The 22,583-nt window shown below is 70.5% G+C and carries 26 protein-coding genes and 2 tRNA genes; 12 read left to right on the top strand and 16 right to left on the bottom strand.

Annotation, left to right across the window (positions count from 1 at the left end; genetic code table 11):
- Positions 1 to 105 precede the first annotated feature (105 nt).
- The 4 genes from DEI94_RS06650 to DEI94_RS06635 all read left to right on the top strand — a co-directional run bounded on the left by DEI94_RS06650 (position 106) and on the right by DEI94_RS06635 (position 3,775).
- Entirely contained in the window at positions 106 to 1,035 is a 930-nt protein-coding gene (locus DEI94_RS06650) for an ACP S-malonyltransferase (RefSeq protein ID WP_111008701.1), read from the top strand.
- 41 nt (positions 1,036 to 1,076) lie between these two features.
- Positions 1,077 to 2,066, top strand: a complete 990-nt coding sequence (locus DEI94_RS06645) for a beta-ketoacyl-ACP synthase III (protein WP_111008943.1) — start codon at positions 1,077 to 1,079, stop codon at positions 2,064 to 2,066.
- A 101-nt stretch (positions 2,067 to 2,167) separates the two neighbouring features.
- Positions 2,168 to 2,416: an acyl carrier protein gene (locus tag DEI94_RS06640; protein WP_111008700.1), complete on the top strand. Its 249-nt coding sequence runs from the start codon at positions 2,168 to 2,170 to the stop codon at positions 2,414 to 2,416.
- Positions 2,417 to 2,527: 111 nt separating this feature from the next.
- Positions 2,528 to 3,775: a beta-ketoacyl-[acyl-carrier-protein] synthase family protein gene (locus DEI94_RS06635; protein ID WP_111008699.1), complete on the top strand. Its 1,248-nt coding sequence runs from the start codon at positions 2,528 to 2,530 to the stop codon at positions 3,773 to 3,775.
- 80 nt (positions 3,776 to 3,855) lie between these two features.
- Here the strand turns inward: DEI94_RS06635 and DEI94_RS06630 are convergent, their stop codons facing one another.
- The 6 genes from DEI94_RS06630 to DEI94_RS06605 all read right to left on the bottom strand — a co-directional run bounded on the left by DEI94_RS06630 (position 3,856) and on the right by DEI94_RS06605 (position 8,946).
- The gene (locus DEI94_RS06630; RefSeq protein WP_258370070.1) at positions 3,856 to 4,395 is read right to left on the bottom strand and encodes a DUF3145 domain-containing protein; all 540 of its coding nucleotides are present in this window, start codon (positions 4,393 to 4,395) and stop codon (positions 3,856 to 3,858) included.
- Positions 4,396 to 4,557: 162 nt separating this feature from the next.
- A complete protein-coding gene (locus tag DEI94_RS06625; protein ID WP_111026085.1) occupies positions 4,558 to 5,373 on the bottom strand; it encodes a DUF1684 domain-containing protein in 816 nt (271 codons plus the stop codon).
- Positions 5,370 to 6,494: an AI-2E family transporter gene (locus tag DEI94_RS06620; RefSeq protein ID WP_111008697.1), complete on the bottom strand. Its 1,125-nt coding sequence runs from the start codon at positions 6,492 to 6,494 to the stop codon at positions 5,370 to 5,372. The genes DEI94_RS06625 and DEI94_RS06620 overlap by 4 nt, the downstream gene beginning before the upstream one ends.
- A 103-nt stretch (positions 6,495 to 6,597) precedes the next feature.
- Positions 6,598 to 6,672: transfer RNA gene (locus tag DEI94_RS06615), tRNA-Ile, on the bottom strand.
- The gene (locus DEI94_RS06610; protein WP_111026086.1) at positions 6,663 to 7,883 is read right to left on the bottom strand and encodes a glycosyltransferase; all 1,221 of its coding nucleotides are present in this window, start codon (positions 7,881 to 7,883) and stop codon (positions 6,663 to 6,665) included. Before DEI94_RS06610 ends, DEI94_RS06615 begins: the two co-directional genes overlap by 10 nt.
- Positions 7,884 to 8,031: 148 nt before the next feature.
- Entirely contained in the window at positions 8,032 to 8,946 is a 915-nt protein-coding gene (locus DEI94_RS06605; protein WP_258377958.1) for a multidrug DMT transporter permease, read from the bottom strand.
- Positions 8,947 to 8,987: 41 nt separating this feature from the next.
- Here DEI94_RS06605 and def point away from each other — a divergent pair, with 41 nt between their 5' ends.
- A complete protein-coding gene (gene def / locus DEI94_RS06600; RefSeq protein WP_111026087.1) occupies positions 8,988 to 9,563 on the top strand; it encodes a peptide deformylase in 576 nt (191 codons plus the stop codon).
- Positions 9,564 to 9,567: 4 nt separating this feature from the next.
- Here the strand turns inward: def and DEI94_RS06595 are convergent, their stop codons facing one another.
- On the bottom strand, positions 9,568 to 9,939 hold the full coding sequence (locus DEI94_RS06595; RefSeq protein ID WP_111026088.1) for a hypothetical protein: 372 nt from the start codon (positions 9,937 to 9,939) through the stop codon (positions 9,568 to 9,570).
- Positions 9,940 to 10,012: 73 nt separating this feature from the next.
- Between DEI94_RS06595 and DEI94_RS06590 the strand changes: the two genes are divergently transcribed.
- From DEI94_RS06590 to DEI94_RS06575, 4 genes are all read left to right on the top strand, one after another.
- Positions 10,013 to 10,222 (top strand): hypothetical protein, encoded by a 210-nt coding sequence (locus DEI94_RS06590; RefSeq protein ID WP_146249429.1) that lies wholly within the window; start codon positions 10,013 to 10,015, stop codon positions 10,220 to 10,222.
- A 146-nt stretch (positions 10,223 to 10,368) separates the two neighbouring features.
- Positions 10,369 to 10,441, top strand: a tRNA-Asn gene (locus DEI94_RS06585).
- Between the two features lie 184 nt (positions 10,442 to 10,625).
- On the top strand, positions 10,626 to 11,327 hold the full coding sequence (locus DEI94_RS06580; protein ID WP_111026090.1) for a hypothetical protein: 702 nt from the start codon (positions 10,626 to 10,628) through the stop codon (positions 11,325 to 11,327).
- Positions 11,324 to 11,518, top strand: a complete 195-nt coding sequence (locus DEI94_RS06575; protein ID WP_111012581.1) for a hypothetical protein — start codon at positions 11,324 to 11,326, stop codon at positions 11,516 to 11,518. The genes DEI94_RS06580 and DEI94_RS06575 overlap by 4 nt, the downstream gene beginning before the upstream one ends.
- 105 nt (positions 11,519 to 11,623) lie before the next feature.
- Here DEI94_RS06575 and DEI94_RS06570 read toward each other — a convergent pair whose 3' ends face one another.
- Entirely contained in the window at positions 11,624 to 11,857 is a 234-nt protein-coding gene (locus tag DEI94_RS06570) for a hypothetical protein (protein WP_146249430.1), read from the bottom strand.
- Between the two features lie 107 nt (positions 11,858 to 11,964).
- On the opposite strand from DEI94_RS06570, the gene DEI94_RS06565 reads away from it, so the two are divergent.
- From DEI94_RS06565 to DEI94_RS06555, 3 genes are all read left to right on the top strand, one after another.
- Positions 11,965 to 12,099 carry a hypothetical protein gene (locus DEI94_RS06565; protein WP_258377959.1) on the top strand — a complete coding sequence of 45 codons (135 nt, stop codon included), beginning with the start codon at positions 11,965 to 11,967 and terminating at the stop codon, positions 12,097 to 12,099.
- Between the two features lie 84 nt (positions 12,100 to 12,183).
- Positions 12,184 to 12,465, top strand: coding sequence for a hypothetical protein (locus tag DEI94_RS06560; protein WP_111012584.1), 282 nt, complete (start codon positions 12,184 to 12,186; stop codon positions 12,463 to 12,465).
- 502 nt (positions 12,466 to 12,967) lie between these two features.
- Positions 12,968 to 13,384, top strand: coding sequence for a hypothetical protein (locus DEI94_RS06555; RefSeq protein WP_111026092.1), 417 nt, complete (start codon positions 12,968 to 12,970; stop codon positions 13,382 to 13,384).
- Positions 13,385 to 13,494: 110 nt separating this feature from the next.
- Here the strand turns inward: DEI94_RS06555 and DEI94_RS06550 are convergent, their stop codons facing one another.
- The 8 genes from DEI94_RS06550 to DEI94_RS06515 form a co-directional block, all read right to left on the bottom strand.
- A complete protein-coding gene (locus DEI94_RS06550) occupies positions 13,495 to 14,190 on the bottom strand; it encodes a hypothetical protein (RefSeq protein ID WP_146249431.1) in 696 nt (231 codons plus the stop codon).
- Positions 14,191 to 14,584: 394 nt separating this feature from the next.
- Positions 14,585 to 14,764, bottom strand: a complete 180-nt coding sequence (locus DEI94_RS06545; protein ID WP_111026094.1) for a hypothetical protein — start codon at positions 14,762 to 14,764, stop codon at positions 14,585 to 14,587.
- A gap of 239 nt (positions 14,765 to 15,003) precedes the next feature.
- A complete protein-coding gene (locus tag DEI94_RS06540) occupies positions 15,004 to 16,020 on the bottom strand; it encodes a D-isomer specific 2-hydroxyacid dehydrogenase family protein (protein WP_111026095.1) in 1,017 nt (338 codons plus the stop codon).
- Positions 16,017 to 16,928 carry an ATP-binding cassette domain-containing protein gene (locus DEI94_RS06535; RefSeq protein ID WP_111026096.1) on the bottom strand — a complete coding sequence of 304 codons (912 nt, stop codon included), beginning with the start codon at positions 16,926 to 16,928 and terminating at the stop codon, positions 16,017 to 16,019. Before DEI94_RS06535 ends, DEI94_RS06540 begins: the two co-directional genes overlap by 4 nt.
- 31 nt (positions 16,929 to 16,959) lie before the next feature.
- A complete protein-coding gene (locus DEI94_RS06530; protein ID WP_111012589.1) occupies positions 16,960 to 18,672 on the bottom strand; it encodes a dipeptide ABC transporter ATP-binding protein in 1,713 nt (570 codons plus the stop codon).
- Positions 18,669 to 19,670, bottom strand: a complete 1,002-nt coding sequence (locus DEI94_RS06525; protein ID WP_111008689.1) for an ABC transporter permease — start codon at positions 19,668 to 19,670, stop codon at positions 18,669 to 18,671. The genes DEI94_RS06530 and DEI94_RS06525 overlap by 4 nt, the downstream gene beginning before the upstream one ends.
- Position 19,671: 1 nt before the next feature.
- Positions 19,672 to 20,766, bottom strand: coding sequence for an ABC transporter permease (locus DEI94_RS06520; RefSeq protein ID WP_502869671.1), 1,095 nt, complete (start codon positions 20,764 to 20,766; stop codon positions 19,672 to 19,674).
- A gap of 156 nt (positions 20,767 to 20,922) precedes the next feature.
- Positions 20,923 to 22,536, bottom strand: a complete 1,614-nt coding sequence (locus DEI94_RS06515) for an ABC transporter substrate-binding protein (RefSeq protein WP_111026097.1) — start codon at positions 22,534 to 22,536, stop codon at positions 20,923 to 20,925.
- Between the last annotated feature and the right edge of the window lie 47 nt (positions 22,537 to 22,583).

The following is a 22,583-nucleotide window of genomic DNA, read 5'->3' as shown; positions in this document are numbered from 1 at the left end:
CGGCCGCCAGGGCGAGTCCCTTCGTTCGGGTCCCACAATGTCGGACCCGATTTCTGTGACGGTCCGCACACATGCCTGCCCCTGCACGCCGGGGAGGATTGTCCGGTGATCGTCGTCGTCGCCCCCGGACAGGGCTCGCAGACCCCCGGATTCCTCGCCCCGTGGCTGGAGGACCCGGCCGTCCGTGACCGGGTCGCCGCGTGGTCGGACGCGATCGGCGTCGACCTCGTCGCGCACGGAACGACGAGCGACGCCGACACCATCCGCGACACCGCGCTCGCGCAGCCCCTCATCGTCGCCGCGGGACTCGTGACCGCGGACGCGCTGCTCGCCGACGGGCGCCGGAGCCTCGTCGGCGGCGTCGCCGGGCACTCCGTCGGCGAGTTCACCGCCGCCGCGATCGCGGGTGTGCTCGCCCCCTCGGACGCCGTCGCGCTCGTCGCCGAACGCGGACGCGCCATGGCCGACGCCGCCACCCGCACGCCGACCGGCATGAGCGCCGTGCTGGGCGGCGACCAGGAGGCCCTCCCCGCCGCGATCGAGGCGGCCGGGCTCAGCGCCGCCAACCACAACGGCGGCGGTCAGACCGTCGTCGCCGGTCGCGTGGAGGCGCTGGCCGCGTTCGCCGCGGAGCCGCCCGCCAAGGCCCGGGTCGTCCCCCTCAGCGTCGCCGGTGCGTTCCACACGGACTTCATGGCCCCCGCGGTCGACCGCGTGGCCCCGCTCGCCGCAGCGGCCTCGGTGGCCGACCCGACCCTCCCGATCTGGACCAACGCGGACGGCTCCCGTGTCGACGACGGCCGCCGCTTCGTGGACCTCATGGTGCGGCAGATCGCGAACCCGGTGCACTGGGACGCCGTCATGGACTCGTTCGTCGCCGCCGGGGTCACCGGCATCGTCGAACTCGCGCCGGCCGGTGCGCTCGTCGGGCTCGCCAAGCGGGCCATGCGCGGCACGCCGACCGTGGCGGTGAAGTCGCCCGAGGACCTCCCCGCCGCGATCGACCTGCTCGAGTCGGCGGGAGCGGCCGCGTGAGCGCGGACGAGGGCGTCCTCGACCCGGCGCCGTCGCGCCCGATGCTCGCCCAGCGGACCGGTCACGCCTTCACCCGCATCCTCGGCATCGGGGCGGCCCGGGGCGAGCACGCGGTCCCGAACGACGACCTCGTCGGGCCGATCGACTCGTCGGACGAGTGGATCCGCCAGCGCACCGGCATCGTCACCCGTGCGCGGGCCGGTGACGACGTCCAGGCCGTGGACCTCGCCGAGGCGGCGTCCCGCGAGGCGATCGCGGCCGCCGGGATCACGGCGGACCAGATCGGCGTCGTGCTCGTCTCCACCGTCACGAACACCGTCGCGACGCCGTCGATGGCGTCGCTCCTCGCCGAGCGCATCGGCGCCGCGCCCGCCGCCGCGTACGACATCAGCGCCGCGTGCGCCGGCTACGCGTACGGCATCGCCCAGGCCGACTCCTTCGTCAAGACGGGCGTCGCCGACCACGTGCTCGTCGTCGGGGCCGAGAAGCTGAGCGAGATCGTCGACCCCACGGACCGTTCGATCTCGTTCCTGCTCGGCGACGGCGCCGGCGCGGCCGTGGTCGGGCCGAGCGACACCCCGGGCATCGCGCCGACGGTCTGGGGATCCGACGGCTCCAAGTGGGACGCCATCCGCATGACGAGCACGTTCTCCGAGTGGCGCGCGGGCGGCGAGCAACCCACCATCCGTCAGGAGGGCCAGACGGTCTTCCGCTGGGCGGTGTGGGAGATGGTCAAGGTCGCCAAGCGCGCGCTCGAGGTCGCCGGCGTGGAGGCCTCGGACCTCGCCGCGTTCGTACCGCACCAGGCGAACATGCGGATCATCGACGAGTTCGCCAAGCAGCTCGGGCTCCCGGAGCGCGTGGTGATCGGCCGCGACATCACGACGACCGGCAACACGTCGGCCGCGAGCATCCCCCTCGCGACCCACCGCCTGCTCGAGGAACACCCGGACCTCCACGGCGGCCTCGCCCTGCAGATCGGCTTCGGCGCCGGACTCGTGTTCGGCGCGCAGGTCGTCGTGCTCCCCTGACCGTTCCACCCGGCGTGCCGCCTGCGGCGCTCCCGAACCCCCAGACCCGGCGTGCCCTAGGCTTGTCCACGGTCATCGACACCCCCTCAAGGAGAAGAACAATGGCAGCGTCCACCGAAGAAGTCCTGGCCGGCCTGGCCGAGCTCATCAACGACGAGACCGGCATCGCGACCGACACCGTGCAGATGGACAAGTCGTTCACCGACGACCTCGACATCGACTCGATCTCGATGATGACGATCGTCGTCAACGCCGAGGAGAAGTTCGACGTGAAGATCCCGGACGAAGAGGTCAAGAACCTCAAGACCGTCGGTGACGCCGTGAACTACATCGTCAAGGCGCAGGGCTGACACCCGCCTGACCCGTCGTGGTCCGGATCCCCTCGGGTCCGGGCCACGACGTGTCCTGGCGCCCGTCGCGCCGCCCGTCGCACCGTCCGTCCTGCAGAAAGACCGTCGTCCATGACCACCAAGCACACCGTCGTCGTCACGGGGATCGGCGCCATCTCGCCGCTCGCCGCGACCGCCCCCGCCACGTGGGATGCCCTGCTCGCGGGCGAGTCGGGGATCACCGCCATCGAGGAGGACTGGGTCGAGCGCTACGACCTGCCCGTCCACTTCGCCGGGCAGGCCCGCCGCTTCATCGGCGACCAGCTGACCCGCCAAGAGGTCAAGCGCCTCGACCCGGGTTCGCAGCTCGCGCTCATCGCCGCGCGCGAGGCCTGGTCGGACGCCGGCATCGACGACGGAGCCGTCGTCCCCGAGCGCCTCATCGTCGACTGGGCGACGGGGATCGGCGGCGTCAACACGCTGCTGGACGCGTGGGACACCCTGCGCGAGCGCGGTCCCCGGCGGATGCTCCCCATGACCGTGCCGATGCTCATGGCGAACGGTCCGGCCGCCGCGATCGAGATGGCGTTCGGCGCCCGCGGCGGTGCCCGCACCTACATCTCGGCCTGCGCGTCGAGCACCGAGTCCCTGGTCGAGGCCTACCGCCACGTCGCGACCGGTGACGCCGACATCGTCATCGCCGGTGGGTCCGAGGCGGCGCTGCACCCGATGCCCCTCGGGGCGTTCGCGGCCATGCAGGCGCTGTCCCGCCGCAACGACGACCCGGCCACGGCCTCCCGGCCCTACGACGTCACGCGCGACGGCTTCGTGCTCGGGGACGGCGCAGCGGCGCTCATCCTCGAGACCAAGGAGCACGCCGAGGCCCGAGGCGCCCGGATCTACGCCGAGGTCGCCGGTGGTGGCATCACCTCCGACGCCTTCCACATCACCGCCCCCGACCCCGAGGGCAGCGCGGCCGCCCGCGCGGTCATCCAGGCGCTCGAGCACGCCGGTGCCGCGCGAGAGGACGTCGTCCACGTGAACGCGCACGCCACGAGCACCCCGGTCGGCGACGTCGCCGAGTACCACGCGATGCGTCGCGTGTTCGGGGAGCACCTCGACGGCATCGCCGTGTCCGCCACGAAGGCGTCGACCGGGCACCTGCTCGGCGGTGCGGGTGCGATCGAGGCGATGTTCACGGTCCTCGCGCTCGCGAACCGCGTCGCACCGCCCACCATCAACCTGACGGAGCAGGACCCGGAGATCGTCATGGACGTCGTCCGCGAGCCACGCACGCTCGGCGACGGCGACCTGCTCGCTATCAGCAACTCGTTCGGGTTCGGCGGCCACAACGCGGTCGTCGCGTTCCGGACCGTCTGACCGCGCGCCCGGGCGACACGACGCAGGGCCGGGAGCGTCTGCTCCCGGCCCTGTGTCGTGTCCTGACGATCCGCGGCCGATCAGCCGACGCGGTGCAACCAGACGACGGGGTTGTCCTCACCGGCGTACCGGAACGGCTCGAGCTCGTCGTCCCACGCCTGCCCGAGCGCAAGGCGTAACTCGCGGTGCAGCTCGAGCGCGTTGCTGCCCGCCAGCTCCATGGCGTACCGCACCCGGTCCTCGGGAACGACCACGTTGCCGGCAGCGTCCGTCTGCGCGTAGAACACGCCGAGGTCCGGCGTGTGCATCCACCGGCCGCCGTCGGACTGCTCGGTCGCGTCCTCGGTGACCTCGTACCGCAGGTGCTCCCAACCCCGGAGCGCGGACGCGATCGCCGCACCGGTGCCCACCGGACCCGTCCAGGTGTACTCGGTGCGCCGGGCGCCTTCGAGCACGGGCTGGTCGAGCCACGAGAAGTTCACGGCACGGTTCATGGCGCGACCTGCCGCCCATTCGACGTGCGGGCAGAGCGCGCGAGGTGAGGAGTGCACGTAGAGCACACCCCTCGTGGCCGGACGTCCGGCCGTCACGGTTCCTGGGGTCACGATTCCTCCGATCATCAGGTGCGACTTCCCCATCGACCTGGACCCGGAGGCTCACGACCACGCCTGCCTCCGCAGACGGAACCGATTCGATATGCGATTGTGACGTCCGAGGGACGTGCTCATTATGCACGGGCACCGCTGGGAACGCCAGTGTGCTGCGCGCGTCGGCGGCGACCCTCAGTGCAGGACGGCGCCGTCGGCGTCGTACCCGTGGGTCTCCCCGGCCTCGACGGGCACGGGCAGGCGGTTCTCGGGCGGCGGGACCGGGCACGCGTACTGGTACGAGAACGCGCACGGCGGCAGCACCGCACGGTTGAAGTCCACCGTGATCGGACCGGCCGCACCGGGATCGTCGAGGAACAGGAACCGGCCCATCGAGTAGGACCGCTCCCCCGAGGTGGCGTCCTGGAACACGAGCTGGAGCCGGTCCCCCGCACGGACGACGACGAGCGCGCGGTCCTCGACGCCGATCCGGATCCGGAGGGTCCCCGCGACGGGGAGCGGGGCGCCGGCCGCGTCGGTGACGCTGCCCCGGCCCTCCCGGTCGCCGGGCTCCCACACGCCGGTCCGCACCCACGCCGTCGACACGGGGAACACACCGATGTGCCCGAAGCGGGCGATCGCCGGCGAGGCCGGATCCCACACCCGGAGTGCGTGGCCGGCGGTGGTCGCGGCGACGGAGCCGGAGGTGCCGTCGGCGAACCGGACGGCCGAGGCCACGACGGCGTCGTCGCCGGCGACGTGCACCGTCCCGTCGACGAGCACGTCGTCCACGACGACCCCGGCATCGGCCGTCGCGGTGACGCTGAGCCCACCGATCGCGGGCGCCCACGTCCCGGGGACCGGCCACACGGGCTGCGGCACCGTGACGGTCTGGCTGTTGACCAAGGCGAGCGGCCCCCGTGGACTCCGCACCCACCGCTCGCGCTCGGCACGCAGCGCCTGGAGGGCCGGATCGCCACCGTCGCGCCGGTCGCCGTCCGCGGTCGTCACAGCTGGTCCTGCCGGGGGTAGATGACCTCTTGCACGATGATGATCACCGACGCGGCGACGGGCACGGCCACGAGCGCGCCGAGGACACCCCCGATCGTGCCACCCGCCACCGCGGCGATGACCACGAGGGCACCGGGGACCTGCACGGCCCGCGACATGATCCGCGGGGCGATCACGTAGGCCTCCACCTGCATGTACACGAGGTAGTAGATCGCGGCGACGAGCGCGGTGAGGGGTGATGCGAAGAGGCAGATCAGACAGATCACGATCGCGGCCCCGAGGGTGCCCACGAGCGGGACCAGCGCGCCGAGGAACGCGAACGTCGCCAGGAGCACGGGCAGCGGCGCGCGGATGATCAGGAGGAACACGAGGCTCAGCACGCCGTTGAGGACGGCCTCGGCGATCTGCCCGACCACGTAGCGACCGACGGACCGGGTGATCTGCTCGGTGACGTCGGCGAAGTTCGCGCGACGCGACGCCGGCACGAAGCGGTACGTCATGCGCTTGATCGACCGCATGGACGCGAGGAAGTACAGCATGAGGATGAGCACGATCACCGCGCCGGTCAGCCCCGAGACGATGCCGGTCCCGACGGCGAGCAGTCCGCCGCCGACGCTGAGGAGGTTGCCCGGGTCCTCGACGTACTTGCTCGCCGATCCGAGCGCGTCGTCGATGTTGATCGAGCCGTTCAGCTGCCGCGACAGGTCCTGGACCCAGTCCTGCTGCGACAACCCCTGCACGAAGTCCGGGAAGGACTGCACGAGGTTCGTGGCCTGGTCGACGATGACGGGGACGATCGCGAACAGGATCCCGACGAAGGCGCCGATGACGCCGAGCACGACCACGGTGACCGCGAGCCACCGCGGGATGATGCGTTCGAGCCAGTTGACGACGGGGTCGAGGCCGAGGGCGACGAACACCGCGACGCCGATGTAGACGAGCACGGTGGAGAGCTCGCGCAGGAGGATCGCGGCGAGCAGCGCGACGAGGACGCCGATGCCCCCCATGAACCCGATACGGAACGCGTTGACCCGGACGCCCGTCGCACCCCGGTGCAGCTCGAACGTGACGTCAGGGCTCGGCGCGTGCATCTGCGACGTCTCGGCGACGCGTTTCCTCATGCCCTGACCCTACCGACCGGCACCGACGCGAGCGGGACGGCGCGGGCGAGCGGCCGGCTCCGAGGACGACCACCGACCGGACGCGCCGCGGCGAACGCGGCGGTGGGGCGGGCGGGACTCGAACCCGCGGATCGTTCGGTTATGAGCCGACTGCCTTGACCAGCTTGGCTACCGCCCCGCGCCGGGGCCATCGGGCACCGGCTCACCACGATACAGCGCCTCGAACGTCGACAGGGTGCGGTTGATGTCGTGGTCGACGATCATGTCGAGGCTCTGCCGCTTCATGCGGAGGTACTCGTCGTCGGGCGCTGCGAGCACGGCGGTGAGCTTGTCCGCCAGGTCCTGCGGGTCGCCCGGACGGAACAGGTACCCGTTGCCGTCGATGAGGTGCGGCAGGGCCATCGCATCCGCTGCGACGACCGGCAGTCCGGAGGCCATCGCCTCGAGCGAGGCGATGCTCTGCAACTCGGCGGTCGAGGGCATCGCGAAGACGGTGGCGTTCGTCAGCGCTGCCCGGAGGTCCTCGTCCGACTGGTACCCGGTGAACACGACGCGGTCCGCCACCCCGAGTTCCTCGGCGAGCGAGGACAGCCGCGGGATCATCTCGCCGCCACCGACGATGCGGATCGTCGCCTCGAGCTCGGCGGGGATGAGGGGCAGGGCACGCACCAGTACGTCGAGCTGCTTCTCGGGCGCCACGCGGCCGACGAACACGATCTCGTTCCGCGGCGGTCGGAGGTCACGCGAGGTGTACCGGGATGCGTCGATGCCGCACGAGATCGCGAGCACCTGCTGGGCCTTGATCGCGGCCTGCAGGTAGGCCGCCGCCTTCCGGGTGGGCGTCGTGACCGCGTCGGCGAGCCGGTACGTCCTGGCCGCGTCCGCCCACGCGATCTTGAGGGCGATCGGCAGCGTCCACCGTCCGAACGGTGCGTACTCGAGCAGGTTCTCGGGCATGAAGTGGTTCGTGGCGATGACGCGGACGCCGCGTGCCTTGGCCTCGCGCGCGATGCCACGGCCGATCACGATGTGGGACTGGATGTGCAGCGCGTCGGGCTTGAACGCGTCGAGGATCGGGGCGGTGTTCCGGCGCACGGTCCAGGGCCACGCGAACCGGAGCCAGGAGTGGAGCGGCCACTTCATCGAGAAGAGCCGGTGCACCACGAAGGTCACGCCGCCGTGTTCCTCGTCGTGCGTGCCGTGGTGGCGGTTGGCGGCGGGCGCGACGACCTGCACCTCGTGCCCGCGCTCGGCGAGGCCGATCGCGAGTCGTTCGCAGAACACCGCGGCGCCGTTGACGTCCGGTGGGAAGGTGTCGGCGGCGAGGAGGATGCGGAGCCGCTCCGGTCGCCCGCTGGGGGTGGTCGTCGATTCGTCCTGTCCTGGCACGGGGCGCGTCGTCCTCTCGTCTCATGCTCGGCTGGCCTCCGACGCTACCGCACGCCTCGCCGCGCACGCCCCCACCGGACGTCGGCGGGTCGGCCCGGTCCTGCGCATCGGTACAGACCGTCGCCCGGCCCGGTGCGCCGGGCGACGCTCAGCGTCGCGCCTCGGGCTGGTGTTTCGCCAACTGGAACACGCCCGTGATCGCGATCGCCGCGGCGAGGAGGAACCCGGCCACGGCGAACCACGGCGCACCGGTGGCCTCGCGCAGGACGACGATGCCGATCCCCACGGCGACGATCGGGTCGATGACCGTCAGGCCGGCGATCACGAGGTCCGGCGATCCGCTGGCGTAGGCGTTCTGGACGAAGTAGCCGCCGAGTACCGCGGCGACGATCACCCCCGCGATCGCGACGGCGGTCACCCAGTCGAACGTGCCGTTCACCACACGGTTCAGCGTCACCTTGGCGAGCGTGGCGACGAAGCCGTAGAGGATCCCGGCCCCGACGATGAAGTACAGGGGGTTGCGCCGCCTGCGGACGAGCCGGAAGGACAGCAGCACGATCGCCAGCACGACGGCGAGGACGACGAGCACCGTCACGAGCTGGCTGTGGGTGATCGGCGTCTCGTGTCCGACGAGCGCGGCGATCCCCACGAAGATCCCGACGCCGACGATGCAGGTCCACACCGCCCGACGCGAGGGTGCGTCGAGCGGGACCCCCGAGGAGCGCGTCGAGAACCACGTCGTGATGACGAGGGCGACGGCCCCGAGTGGCTGCACGACGATGAGCGGCGCGAAGGTGATGCTGACGAGTTGGAGGACCACGGCGCACCCGAGCATGAGGGTGCCGAGCACCCACGATCCACTGCCGACGAGCGCGAGCACGTGCCGGACCGACAGGCCGCCGGACTGCCTGCCGATGCGCGCCTCGACCCGGTGCACACCGGCGCTCTGGAAGTGCGCGCCGAGCGACAGGAAGACGCTGCCGACGAGGGCCACCGGGATCATGAGCGCCTGGAACGGCGTCATGTTGATGCGATCGGTGAGATCGACGAGGTCCGGCGCCACGGGGTCGAGGCTACCGCTCGGCTGGCCGATAGCCTGGACGAATGGCCGTCCTCCCGATCCGCATCACGGGCGATCCCGTGCTCCACGCTCCTGCGACCGAGGTCACCACCTTCGACGACGGACTCCGTGCGCTCGTCGACGACATGTACGCCACCATGGACCTCGCTCCGGGCGTCGGGCTGGCCGGGCCGCAGGTCGGGGTCGCCAAGCGTCTGTTCGTGTTCTCGTGGAGGGACGACGACGGCGAGCTCTGGCGGGGCGCGGCGGTGAACCCCGTGCTGTGGACGTCGCCCCTCGTCCCGGAGACCCACGCGGACCTCGACGAGGACGAGGAGTCCGAGGGCTGCCTGTCCATCCCGGGCGAGCGGTTCCCGCTCCGTCGGGCCGAGGGCGCCATCCTCCGCGCGCAGGACGTCGACGGCTCCCCGTACGAGATCGAGGCGCACGGCTGGCTCGCCCGCGTCTTCCAGCACGAGTACGACCACCTGGACGGCGTGCTCTACGCCGACCGGTTGTCCCACCCGCACGGCAAGGCCGCACTCAAGGCGGTGCGCAAGCAGAGCTGGGGGGTGCCGGGCAAGTCCTGGCTCCCCGGTCGCGACCACCCGGAAGGCTGAGCCCTCAGTCCTCGACCGCGGCGATGGCGGCGCGCACGCGCGCGATCTGCGGGTGCCCCGGGCAGTAGAGGACGACGGCACGGGCCTCGAGCAACGCATGTCGGGAGGCCACCCTGCCGTCGAAGGGACCGGTCCCGACCTCTGCGCACCGGCCCGCGAGCGCGCGGAGCCCGAGCGCCCCGCCCGCCGCCGCCACGGCGGCGCGCTGTTGGTCGGACGGCACCGACCCGGCGATCCGCACGGCGGTGCAGGAGCGGCTCCGGGCCTCCCATGCGGCGGCGTAGGTGGTGAAGAGCGTGACGTCGCCGGAGTCGTCGTCGGGGACGCCGTCCGTCGTGCTCCTGCTCGTCGTGGTCCGGCAGCGGAAGGCGAACACGACGGGGCTCGCGCCGACGCTGTCCGTACCTGCCCCCGCGCCCGTGCCCGGAGCGGTGTCCGACGAGGCCCCCGTGTCCGCTGACGCACCCGCGCCTGCTGCGGTCCTCGAGGATCCCGATGCCGGCCCGGGTGCCTGCGGGCTCGCGGTCGACGGCCGCGCGCCCGCGGTGGGCGGCGCCGCCGGCTCGTTCGTCGTGCACGCGTCCAGGGCCAGCAGCGACGCGAGCGCCAGCCCGAGCGCCGTCGCCGCCGCCGCGCTCCTCCGGACGATCCGCACCTGAGAACGCTAACAGGGTCTCCTGGCGCGGACGGGCATCCGATGTGACCGCACCGGTGTCAGCTCGAAGCGTGACGCGCCCGGGATGCGGCCCCGTGGTCGTGGCGAGCCCGGAGTGCTGGTATGCTCGTACCCGCTGTTCAGCAGCATTCCTCGATAGCTCAATTGGCAGAGCAGCCGGCTGTTAACCGGCAGGTTCTTGGTTCGAGTCCAAGTCGGGGAGCATGTGGCCCTCACCCTCCTGGGTGGGGGCCTTTTCGTTTGCCCGCAGGTAGTCACCAATGAAACGCACCGGGTCGCGCTTGAGCGGGTGTGCCACTGCCTCGATCTCGGTCGCCTGGAACGCCGTGCGGAATCCCGGACATGGTCCGAAGAGTCGGTGTCACGTCCCTGATCGGGGAGACGGGATGCGGAAGAAGGCGCTCGAGAACTGGGCGGGCAACGAGACGGCGAAGTACGCGCTCGACAACTGGGACACACTCGCGGATCTGACGCCGACGACGCGGTTCGAGACGCTGAAGAGAGCGCGTTTCCAGTCGCGCGACGAGGCGGCCGCGCGCGGTACTGCGGTGCACGCGCTGGCGGAGCAGATCGTGGAGGGCGCAGAGGTCGACGTGCCGGATGAGCTCGCGGGGCACGTGGCGTCGGCAGTCCGGTTCCTCGACGAGTGGAAGGTCCGCTCGGTCCCGAACGAGGCGACCGTGTGGAACGAGAAGGGCCACTACGGCGGGACGCTCGACGGTGTCGCGACGTCGGACGTGTGGGACGAGCGCTGCGGTGAACAGCGGGTGATCCTGTTCGACTGGAAGACGAACCGGTCGGGGATGTACGGCGAGACGGCGCTGCAGCTGTCGGCGTACGGGAACGCAAAGTTCTACATCGGCGCTGACGGTCAGGACCATCCGATGGCTGAGCTCGGGGTGACGGATCACTGGGCGATCGGGGTCCGTTCGGATGGGTATTCGGTGTACCCGATGGACCGGTCGGAGCAGACGTTCCGGACGTTCCAGTACGTGGCGACGGTGGCGCGTCGGACGGGTGCGATGGATGCGATGGATGCGATGGATGCGCTGAAGAGTGCGGAGATCTTCGCGGAGCGTGCCGCATGAGCGCGGTGGAGGTCGCTGGTCAGGCTCCCGCTGTCTCGCAGCAGTTCACGCTGCGTGATGTGGCCGAGGTCGCCTACCAACACGCGGTGCGCCAGATGCGCGCGCTGGAGAGCAAGTTGTCCGCGTTCCAGTCAATAAACCGGAACGTGGGCGCAATGTACGGGGCCTCTGGTTCCGGGAGAGAGAACTGAGGTGTCAGATGCTCAGGCCGGATCGTTGTCCAGGAACCGGGAGAGGGAGATCCCCACGACGGCGGGGACGGTCACTCCAAGCAGGATCCCCGAAAACGAGACGTATCAGACCGAGAAGCCGTGGAGTGCTTCATCCGCGCTGACGGCCTCGATGCAGTTCACCACGGATGTGGTCGCGCCGACCCAGATCAACAGGAGCCACGAGATCGCAAGCCACCGCAGCCGTAGCGACACCTCAGCTAGAAACGCGCGTAAAGGGGCGCGCATCTCCACCAAAATCAGCAGCGCCGCAATTGGGTACACGGTTGCGATCAGCGTCGCCCCATTTGTTGAGATCACGTCAGGGAGCGTAGTCGAAGCGGTGGCAGCCGATGGCTGACGAGCGGAAGTGCTACGCCGGCGATCTGTCGTCGGACGTTCTCGGGAAGCGGATCCGAATCCGACCGATGGCCGGGGAGCCGAGGGGCGACGCTGTCCAGCACTATCTGGCGACGGGTGACGAGCGGCGCACGCTGATCGACTTCGAGTCGGAGGCGACGACGTCGGTGCCCGACACGGAGCTGGTCGAGGTGCTCACGTGAGCGCGCTCATCACACACCCAACTTGCGGGAAGTCGTGGTGGCAGCGCGGGAACCGGACGGGGCACTGCGCGTGCATTTACTGACGTGGATCAGCATGGCGAGCTGGTCGTCCCGCACACCGCGCCCGGGCTCGCAGCGCACGTCACCCCACCGGGCGCGCATCACCTGACGGAGATGCTCACCACATGGCTGCTCGCCGACCACGACGTCATCGCGGACGAACCATCCGGGCTCGCTTACTTCGAGGCCGTCGCCGACTTCCTCTGGAAGGCCCGGAGCCGGTTCCCGCGTGCACCCCGACCGTCGCGGGGCGTGCTGCCCCGGCCGTGCCCAATTTGCGAGCGCTTCGCGCTCGGCGCCGAGTAGCGCAGCGAAGACCCGGCGGACTTCGAGCTGAAGTGCTCATTCTGCGGCGACACCGAAGACGCGACCGCGGTGATCCGCGCCGGCCGCGTCCGTGAGCTCCTCACCGACCTCCGTGAAGAGCTCAGCAAGGAGCCGGTGGAGTGGTGGACTAAGCGGCAGGCGTCCCGCGGGATGGGGATCACGATCCGCACGATCGACCGGTTCATCCAGTCGGGTCTGCAGACGATGACGCACTACGGGACGTGTGGGTGCGGGTCGAGGATCTGCAGGGAATGTGCCGGGCGAAGCGGGCGGCGCAGCAGCAGACACGTCGCACCGCGATCATCGACAAGGCGAAGGCGCAGTGGGATCCGAAGGAGGACGAAACACCGCACCCCGCCTAACCGCTGGCATGTCTCAACTCCCTGTATGCTTGCGCCAGCGAACCCGTCAGCACACTTGACGGTTGGAACGCCTCGAGCATCTGCTCGAGGCGTTCTCGCGTCAGTGAGGGGCTTGGGACGTGGACACAGCGCTGATTTCCTTCGGAGCCGCCCTCCTCGGCGCGGTTTCCGGCTTCGCCGCCAATCTCTACCTTGCCCAGCGCGACCGGCGACTCAACGCGCGCGAGGCCATCTACTACCAGCACTTGAACTCGATCTACGACGATGTCTGGAAGGCCCGCGCGAGAGCGCTCCGCGGCCGACGCACCTGCCGGCGAGTCATCAACCGCTTGGAACGCGTGACTCGCCTCATCGAGATGGAGTCGCGGCGCACGCGGAGGGCGGCCGATCTGACCGCAGCTCAGGAGCTGCACGACGCGATGCGCTCCATCTGGTTCCAGGCGGCTCGACACTCCGCGAGCGTCACAGCGTGGGATCGCGTGGCGAATGCGATGCTCAGGCTGAACGACGACATAGGCGATCGGCTGAACGAGTAGACCCCCGGTGAGGCATTGTTGCCCCGGGCATGGGGATGATCCACCCGCGTTCGGGCGAACGGATCCCGGGTCAACCTCTCGCTCAAGAGAGGGGGGCTGACCCGAAGCTTTCAGCTGTGCCCCGTGGCGCTGGTGATCGCCAACACTGTCGCGGGCGCATTGCCGATCATCGAGACAGCTGAATCGTAGAAGAACCGCCGGATGACGTCCCCCCACTCCGCCTTGCGTTCCGGAGAGGTTGACTGGGCCTCCGCGGCGAAGAGGCAGACCCAGAGCCTGCGCGCCGCATCCTCGTAGTCGAACCGCTGACCGACCACCTCGTCGTCCCAGGCGGCGAGGATCTCACGTAGCAAACGGTTGATGAACAAGCGAAGGGGCGGTGTCAGCGTCTGATCCTGGTTGACCAGGCTCAGCGTCTCGAACACCGCCTCCCTGAGCAGTGTCTTCCCCTCGTCCGACATTGAGGGCCTTTTGTCTTCCCATCGGTCCGCCAGGCCATCGAGCACGTCGAGAGCGGTCTGAGGATAGACATCCTCAGCACGGATGCCAACGGTCCAGCCATTTGGATAGGACAACACAATCCGAGTCCAGGCCGGGACGTAACGGCGACACGTCGTCACACGGACGCCCTCGCGCTCGAGTTCCTCGAGGCCTTGCTCCACCAGGTGGAGATCATCGAGTGCCAGCATCTGGTCTCGCATCCCCTCTTCGGTCTCGAGATCCCGCGAAGCCGCGACCGACATGGCGGTGGCGTGGCGCTCCTTCCAGTCGATCATCCTGTCGTGCAAGCGCTGCGCCGGGTTCATGCGCCGATTCTAAGCGAGGGGTGCTCACGCCGTGCCCGTGTGCTCTGAATCGGCATGCCCCGCCATCACTCCGCGCGGCACGAGCCGCTGCCCGACCCACACCCGGCGGCACGACCGGGCACGAGGCATCAGGCAGGCACGGGGCGAGCACGTCGTGGTGCTCGCGGACCAGCTGGTCAACGTGCAGCATGCGTTGGTGGACCGTGCCAGTCGCGAGTCCGGCTGCGAGTAGGTGGTTGCGGTACTCCTTGACGTACATAGCGGTGATCCTTCGGGTGTCTGCCGTCCGGGTAGGCGGCGTGCGTGTGGTGAGCACGAGCCTGGGAGGATCGAAGGTTAGGGCGAGGACCCTGACGTGCGTTCATCTGGTTCGGCGTACCGTCGGCGGCCCGTGTCACGACCGAAGGTCGCTCGGGTGGACGCGGCTCTGCTCGCCGTCGTCGAACCGGAACTCCACGCTGCTCGAGTACACGCGCACGATCCGCCCGGGTCGCGAGGCGCGGCCGGACATGCCGACGAACGTCGCGCGCCGGTGGCCGCTCCGAGTCCGCTCGCGGAGCTGCTCGATCGTCATGCGGTCACCGCCGTCGGGAAGGTGATGACATCGCCGGCGTAGTCCTGCTTCTCGTCGTGGCGACGGTTGCCGAGTCGTTCGGAGAGGCTCAGGATCGCGGCAGTCTTGGGACCGGCAGGTTCTTGGTTCGAGTCCGAGTCGGGGAGCCAATCGAGACAATGGCCCTCCGCATCAGCGGAGGGCCGTTGTCGTTCTCGTCGGATCCGCCGAGGCACGGCGCCGCGATGCTGTGCCCGGGATCAGTACCCGGCAGCCGGATCGACGACCCCGATGAACCCGGTGCCGTCTCCGCTGAGGAACGCCGCGGTGTTCACGCGGATCCGTTCGGCGAGCAGCGGCGCCACCATGTCCGGGGTGTCCGCCTGGTGGGGCGTGATGACCACGCCCGGCTCGTCCCACAGGGGATGGCCGTCGGGCAGCGGTTCGGGATCGGTGACGTCGAGGCCCGCGCCGGCGATCTGCCCGCTCCGCAGCGCGGCGAGCAGCGCGTCGGTGTCGACGAGTCCGCCACGGGCGATGTTCACGATCCGGACCGAGGGACGCATGCGCGCCAGGCGGTCGGCGTCGAGCAGTCGCGCGGTGCCGGACGTCATCGCGGCGGCGATCATCACGACGTCGGCATCCGGCAGGACCTCGTCGATGTGGTCGACGGTGACGGTGCGCGCCGCTCCGGGCACGGGCTCCGAGGACCGTCGGACGACGGTGACCTCGGTGTCGAACGGGGCGAGCAACCGGATGTACTCGAGGGCGATCCCGCCCGCACCGATGACGACGACGTTCCGTCCGTACAGCGACACGCCCTCGGGCTCGGTCGCCCAGCTCGTCGCCCGGGCGCGCTTCGGCAGCACGCGGAGCGTCGCGAGCGTCAGGGCGAGCGCGTGCTCGGCCACCGGCTCCGCGTAGGCACCCTTCGCGCTCGTGAACAGCACGTGGTCGCCGTGGTCCGCGATGAGGTCGGCGAAGGCGTCGACGCCGGCGAACGGCAGCTGGACCCACGTCACGCCGGGTGAGGCCGCGAGCGCGTCCGCCAGGCCCTGCGCGTCGCGCGCGTCGAGCCAGACGATGCCCCGCGTGTCCGCCGAGGCCAGCGCGACGGAGCCGCCCGCCGCCTCCACCGCGGCGACGTGCAGGTCCGCCGGGGCCGGGAGGACCGCGACCGGGCCCGGGGTCGGGACCGGTCCCGGGAGGGGCCGCCCGGCGTCGGTCACGACGGCGCGGTGGCCGCGGGTCGCTTGCTGCCGTTCGTTGGTGCTCACACGGTTCCTTCGGTGGTCGTGGCCGCGACGGCCGTCTCGATCGGGGGTGCCATCCGACGCGAGGTCGGCTTGGCCCGCTTGACGGGCCGTGCGGCGGTCGCGGCGAGGGTCTTGACGTAGGGGTCGAGTGGCGCGTCGAACACCTCGTCGAAGGTGCCGAGCCCGACGAGCCGCCCCTCGCGGAGCACGGCGACGCGGTCGGCCAGGGCACGGGCCTCCCGGACGTCGCTCGAGACGACGACCGCCGAGAACCCGAGGGCGCGCTGGATGGTCGCGAGGGCCTCGAGCACGGACTGGCGGACGAGGACGTCGACGCCCCGCGCGGGCTCGTCGGCCACGAGGAGCTGCGGCTCGAGCACGAGCGCCCGGGCGAGGGCGACGCGCTGCCGCTGCCCGCTCGAGAGCTCCCACGTGTGCGAGCGCATGATCCCGAGCGGCAGGTGCACGGCGTCGACGAGGCGCGCGACCATGAGGCCGGCGACCTTCCGGTCGAACCGTCGGTCCCGCGCGTACACCGGCTCGGCGATCGCCTCGCCGACGGTCAGGTCCGGGCTCAGGTGGTCGGCCGCGTCCTGACTCAGGTAGCCGATCGTGCCGGTCAGCCGGGTGCGGCGCCGCGAGTGCGTGCCGAGCCGACGCAGGCCCTGTCCGAGCACGGTGAGCTCGCCGCCGACGATGTGCCGACGGGCCGATGCCTCGCCCTCGCGCGGGTCCCCCACCTGTCCGGCGATCGCCGCGGCGAGGGTCGACTTGCCCGACCCGGAACCACCGAGCACGGCGAGGATCTCGCCCTGCTGCACCGTGAGGCTGACGCCGTCGATGGCACGGACCGGCCGGGCCGCGCCCGTGCCGCGGTACTCGATCGACACGTCGTCCGCGATGACCGCGGGACCGTTCACCCCGACCATGCGTCCCCTTCCTGATCGCGGGAGCCGTCGATCACTGCGCCGCCAGCTGCTCCAGGGTACGCCGTCGCTCCGCCTGCTCCGCCGGGTCCGGGACCGGCAGGGACGCGAGGAGGCGCTGGGTGTACGGATGCCGGGGCGCGCCGAGGACCTCGGCCGCGGTGCCCTCCTCGACGAGGTCGCCGCGGTACAGCACGGCGATCCGGTCGGACAGCGCGCCGACGACGGCGAGGTCGTGGCTGATGAACAACGACGCGAACCCGAGGTCCTGCTGGAGCTCGAGGAACAGTTCGAGCACGCGGGCCTGCACGGACACGTCGAGCGCACTCGTCGGTTCGTCGGCGATGAGCAGCTTCGGCCGCAGCGCGAGCGACCGCGCGAGCGACGCGCGCTGCCGCTGACCGCCCGAGAGCTCGTGCGGGAACCGCTCGCCGTACGCCCGGGGCAGCTGGACGGCCTCGAGCAGTTCGTCGACCCGTGCGCGGGCGGCGCGCGGGGACCGGGCCTCACCATGCACGACGAGCGGCTCGGCCACGGCCTCCGCGATCGTCAGCAGCGGGTTGAAGCTCGTCGCGGGGTCCTGGAACACGAACCCGATCTCCTTGCGACGGGGCTTGAAGTCGCGCTCGCGGTAGCCGAGCATCTCGGTGCCGAGCACCTCGAGGGACCCGCCGGTCACGCGCGTGAGGCCCGCGATCGCCCGGCCGATGGTCGTCTTGCCGGACCCCGACTCGCCCACGAGTCCCAGGACCTCGCCCGGGCGGATCGCCAGGTCGACGCCCTTGACGGCGCGGAACGCGGGCGATCCGAGCCGCCCCGGGTACTCGATCTCGAGACCGCGAGCCCGCACGACCGGCGCGACGGACTCGTCGACCAGCGCCCGCCGGTCGCTCGTCGTCGCGGCCGACAGCCGCGGCACGGCCGCGAGCAGGCGCTTCGTGTAGTCGGCGGTCGGCGCGGCGAACAGCGTTCGTACGTCGGCCTCCTCGACGACCTCGCCCTGGTACATCACGGCCACCCGGTCCGCGAGGTCGGCGACCACGCCCATGTTGTGGGTGATGAGGACGATGGCGGCACCGAACTCGTCGCGGCAGCGCCGGAGCAGGTCGAGGATCTCCGCCTGCACGGTGACGTCGAGGGCCGTCGTCGGCTCGTCCGCGATGATCACGCTCGGCTCGAGGACGAGGGCCATGGCGATGACGACGCGCTGCTTCTGACCGCCGGAGAACTGGTGCGGGTAGTGGTCGACCCGCTGCTCGGGGTCGGGGATCCCGACGCGGCGCAGGTACTCGATGGCGCGCTTCCGGGCCTCGTGCTTCGAGACCCCACCGTGGGCACGGATGCCCTCGGCGATCTGCCACCCGACCGTGAACACGGGGTTCAGCGCGGTCGACGGCTCCTGGAACACCATCGCGCCCGCGGTGCCGCGGAGTTCCCGGAGCCGCTGCGACGAGACGCGCACGACGTCGTCGCCGCCGAGCACGACCGCACCCGACACGGTGGCGGTCTCCGGGAGCAGCCGCAGCATGCTCCGGGCCGTCACCGACTTGCCGGACCCGGACTCGCCGACCAGGGCCAGGACCTCACCCGGCCGCACGTCGATCGACACGTGGTCGACCGCGGCGACTGCACCGTTGTCCGTGGCGAAGGTGACCGACAGGTCGTCGACGGTCGCCACCGCCTCCCCGGTGCTCCGACCGTTCTGGAGGCGCGGCGCGGCGCCCGCCTCGTTCGTCGCGTCCGTCATGCGCCCGCTCCTTCCGTGGCCGCGGCCGGGACCGGCCGCTCGGTGACCCGCTGCTTCGCGCGGCGGCGCGCACGGAGGCGGGGGTCGGAGATGTCGTTGAGGCTCTCGCCGATGAAGGTGACCCCGAGCACGAGCAGCACGATCGCGATGCCCGGGTAGACACCCGTCCACCAGATCCCGCTCGCGGTGTCGGACAGGGCGCGGTTGAGGTCGTACCCCCACTCCGAGCCCGCGGTCGGGCCGATGCCGAAGCCGAGGAACCCGAGGCTCGCGAGCGTCAGGATCGCGTCCGACGCGTTGAGCGTCAGGATGAGCGGCAGGCTGCGCGTCGCGTTCCGGAGCACGTGGCGCGTCATGATGCGCCACGGGTTCGTGCCGACGACGCGGGCCGACTCCACGAACGCCTCGCCCTTGAGCCGGACGGCCTCGGCACGGATGACGCGGAAGTACTGCGGCACGTACACGACCGTGATCGAGATGCCTGCCGAGACGATGCCGCCCGCGTAGCTCGACTGACCGCCGGAGATCACGATCGACACGACGATCGCGAGCAGGAGGGACGGAAACGCGTACACGGCGTCGGCGACGACCACGAGCACCCGGTCGAGCCAGCCGCCGATGTACCCGGAGACCATGCCGAGCAGGACGCCGACGACGATGGAGATCACGACCGCGACGACGACCACGAGGACCGCGGTGCGGGCGCCGAACACCACCCGGCTGAACACGTCGAACCCACCGACGGTCGTGCCCCAGACGTGCGTGCTGCTCGGGGCGCCGGTGCGTGGGAACGGATGGCCCGCGCCGTCCTGCAACTGCGCGAACCCGTACGGCGCGATGAGCGGCGCGAAGAGGGCGACGAGCAGGAACAGCGCGCAGATGACGACTCCGGTGACGAGCATCGCCCGCTGCCACCCGACGCTCCGCCGGAGCTGTTCGACGATCGGCAGGCGCTTCCACCAGGCCTCGCGGCGGTCGAGGAGGGCCACGTCGGACATCTCAGTACCTCACTCTCGGGTCGATGAGTGCCGCGACCACGTCGACGACGAAGTTCGTGACGGCGACGATGACGGCGAGGACCGCGACGATCCCCTGCACGGCGACGAAGTCGCGCGCGGACAGGTACTGCTGGAGCTCGAACCCGAGTCCCCGCCACCCGAAGGTCGTCTCGGTGAGCACGGACCCGCCGAGGAGCATGGCGATCTGCAGCCCCATGACGGTGATGATCGGCACGAGGGCGGGCCGGAACGCGTGCGTGCGCACGAGCCGGGACTCGCGGACGCCACGCGACCGGGCGGCGTCGACGTAGTCGGACCCGAGGGAGCCGATCATGTTCGCGCGGACGAGGCGCAGGAAGATGCCCGCCGTCAGCAGACCGAGCGTGAACGCCGGCAGCACCGCGTGCTGCAGGACGTCGCCGATGATGACGCCGTTCCCGGTCCGGAGCGCGTCGACGAGGTAGATGCCCGTTGCGCCGGGGACGTTGTTCAGCGCGAGTTCGACCCGGGTCGAGGCGCGGTCGCCGAGCGGCAGCCACCCGAGCCAGATCGAGAACACGAGCTTGAGCAGCAGACCGCCGAAGAACACGGGGGTCGCGTACGTCAGGATCGCCAGGCCCCGGAGGAGGACGTCCGGCCACTTGTCGCGCATGTACGCGGCGAGCATGCCGAGCGGGATGCCGAGCACGAGCGCGATGATGAGCGCGTAGAACACGAGCTCGACCGTCGCACCGCCGTACTCGAGGATGATCTGGCTGATCGGTCGGTGGTCCGTGACCGTCGTGCCGAAGTCGCCGCGGACGATCTGTCCGAGGTACTGCAGGTACTGCACGATCACCGGGCGGTCGTACCCGGCGGCGTGCAGCCGTTCCTGCAGCTGCTCGGGCGTCAGGCGTCCACCCACCGAGGCGACGATCGGGTTCCCGATGACGCGCATGAGGAAGAACACGAGCGTCACGAGGATGAAGACGGTCGGGAAGATGAGGAGGAACCGGACGAGGACGTACCGTCCGAGCCCTCCCCCGCCGGCCGAGCGACGAGCGGCGGTCGCCTTCGTCGGCTCCGCCGCCACGGGGTCCGCGTTGGTCACGGTCACGAGTGCTGTGTGCCTTTCTGTCCGGTGCCGGTCGGGAGGGACGGTTCGCGCCCGCCTCGTCGGCGTGCGGACCGTACCGGGGTCGCCCCGGTCCTCCCGGTCGGGCAACGAGAGGGGGCGCCCCGGTCGGAGCGCCCCCTGCACGTGGTGCCGAGATTACTTGGTGAGCGTCCCGTACCGGAACTTGAACGAGGGGTCGAGCACGAGGCCCTTGACGTCCTTGCTCGCGACGGCGACCTGCTTGCCCTGGAGGAGGGGCAGGGTGGAGATCTGCTCGGCCTCACGCTGCTGCGCCTGACCGATGATGTCCGCACGCTTCGTCTTGTCGGACTCCGCCTGCTCCTGCGCGATCAGCTTCTGGATCGTCGGGTCGTCGTAGTGGTTCTGCACGAAGTTGTCCTTGGTGAAGAACGGCGACAGGTAGTTGTCCGCGTCCGAGAAGTCCGGGAACCAGCCGAGCTGGTACTCCGGGTAGGCGTCCTTCACGCGCTCGGCCGAGTAGGTCGTGTACAGCGTCGACTGGATGTTGACGTCGAACAGGCCCGAGTTGTCGAGCTGGGTCTTGAGGAGCGCGTACTCGTCGTCGCTCGCCTCGCCGTAGTGGTCCGGCGCGTACTGGATGTTGAGCGTCACCTTGCCGGTCACACCCGCGTCGGCGAGGGTCTTCTTCGCCTTCTGGACGTCCGGGCCGCCGTTGCCGTCGCCATAGAGCGTCTTGAAGGGCGTGGTCGCACCGGTCAGGCCGTCCGGCACCATCGAGTAGGCGGGCGTGTACGTGTTGTCGTACACCTGCTTGGCGAGGGCGCTGCGGTCCACGACGTCGGCGACGGCCTTGCGGACCGCGAGGGCTTTGGCCGGGTCCTTCTCGCTCGTCGTCGCGCCGAACGGCTGCGTGTTGAAGTTGAAGACGACGTAGCGGAGCTCGCCACCCGGGCCGTAGGTGACCTTGAGGTCCTTCTTCTTCGCCAGGTTCGTGACGTCGGTCGACGTGAAGGAGCGGTACGCCACGTCGACGTCGCCCTTCTGCACCGCGAGCTTGAGGTCGGTCTCCTTGGTGAAGTACTGGGCCGTCACCTGGTCGGTCTTCGCCTTGCCGAGCACGCCGTCGTACTTGTCGTTGCGGGCGTACTGGATGAGGTCGTTCTGCTTGTACGACGTGATCTTGTACTGGCCCGCGAAGGCGTCGCCGGAGACGATCTTCGACGCCGGCGTCAGCTTGGTCGCCGAGAACACCTGCTCGTCGACGATCGGACCGGCCGGGCTCGACAGCACCTGCGGCCAGGTCTGGTCGGCGTGGTTCAGGTGGAACACGACCGTCGTCGCGTTCGGGGTCGAGATGCTCTTCATGTTGGCGAGCAGCGACTGCGGACCGTTCGGGTTGTTGATCTTGACCTCGCGGTCGAACGAGAACTTGACGTCGCTCGAGGTGAGCTTGTGCCCGTTCGCGAACTCGAGGCCCTTCTTGAGGGTGACCGTGTAGGTCGTCGGGTTCGTGAAGGTGCCCTTGGTCGCGATGTCCGGCTTGACGTCCGGGCTGCCCGACGGCGTGTTCATGAGGAACGGGAACACCTGGTTCTGGACCACGAAGGACCCGGTGTCGTACGACCCGGCCGGGTCCAGCGAGACGATGCTGTCGCTCGTGCCGACGATCAGGCCGTTCAGGTTCGAGGACGAGCCGCCGCCCGCACAGCCGGTGAGCACGAGCGTCGTCGCCAGGGCCCCTCCGGCGAGCACGGCGGCGCGCTTGCCCAGCTTGGTCACGGAAGCCATGTCCGTATGCCTCTCTGTCATGGATGCAGGAGTCCTCGGTCGCGCGT

The organism is Curtobacterium sp. MCBD17_040 (genome assembly GCF_003234805.2).
Taxonomy (GTDB): domain Bacteria; phylum Actinomycetota; class Actinomycetes; order Actinomycetales; family Microbacteriaceae; genus Curtobacterium.
The sequence above is the reverse complement of the archived record's forward strand: the minus strand, read 5'-3'. Positions and strand labels throughout refer to the sequence as shown.

Coding starts and splice junctions, on each gene's coding strand:
- DEI94_RS06645 (WP_111008943.1), top strand. CDS start 1,077: ATGCTCGCCCAGCGGACCGGTCACGCCTTCACCCGCATCCTCGGCATC.
- DEI94_RS06640 (WP_111008700.1), top strand. CDS start 2,168: ATGGCAGCGTCCACCGAAGAAGTCCTGGCCGGCCTGGCCGAGCTCATC.
- DEI94_RS06635 (WP_111008699.1), top strand. CDS start 2,528: ATGACCACCAAGCACACCGTCGTCGTCACGGGGATCGGCGCCATCTCG.
- DEI94_RS06630 (WP_258370070.1), bottom strand. CDS start 4,395: ATGATCGGAGGAATCGTGACCCCAGGAACCGTGACGGCCGGACGTCCG.
- DEI94_RS06620 (WP_111008697.1), bottom strand. CDS start 6,494: ATGAGGAAACGCGTCGCCGAGACGTCGCAGATGCACGCGCCGAGCCCT.
- def (WP_111026087.1), top strand. CDS start 8,988: ATGGCCGTCCTCCCGATCCGCATCACGGGCGATCCCGTGCTCCACGCT.
- DEI94_RS06580 (WP_111026090.1), top strand. CDS start 10,626: ATGCGGAAGAAGGCGCTCGAGAACTGGGCGGGCAACGAGACGGCGAAG.
- DEI94_RS06575 (WP_111012581.1), top strand. CDS start 11,324: ATGAGCGCGGTGGAGGTCGCTGGTCAGGCTCCCGCTGTCTCGCAGCAG.
- DEI94_RS06565 (WP_258377959.1), top strand. CDS start 11,965: ATGGCCGGGGAGCCGAGGGGCGACGCTGTCCAGCACTATCTGGCGACG.
- DEI94_RS06550 (WP_146249431.1), bottom strand. CDS start 14,190: ATGAACCCGGCGCAGCGCTTGCACGACAGGATGATCGACTGGAAGGAG.
- DEI94_RS06545 (WP_111026094.1), bottom strand. CDS start 14,764: ATGACGATCGAGCAGCTCCGCGAGCGGACTCGGAGCGGCCACCGGCGC.
- DEI94_RS06535 (WP_111026096.1), bottom strand. CDS start 16,928: ATGGTCGGGGTGAACGGTCCCGCGGTCATCGCGGACGACGTGTCGATC.
- DEI94_RS06530 (WP_111012589.1), bottom strand. CDS start 18,672: ATGACGGACGCGACGAACGAGGCGGGCGCCGCGCCGCGCCTCCAGAAC.
- DEI94_RS06525 (WP_111008689.1), bottom strand. CDS start 19,670: ATGTCCGACGTGGCCCTCCTCGACCGCCGCGAGGCCTGGTGGAAGCGC.
- DEI94_RS06515 (WP_111026097.1), bottom strand. CDS start 22,536: ATGGCTTCCGTGACCAAGCTGGGCAAGCGCGCCGCCGTGCTCGCCGGA.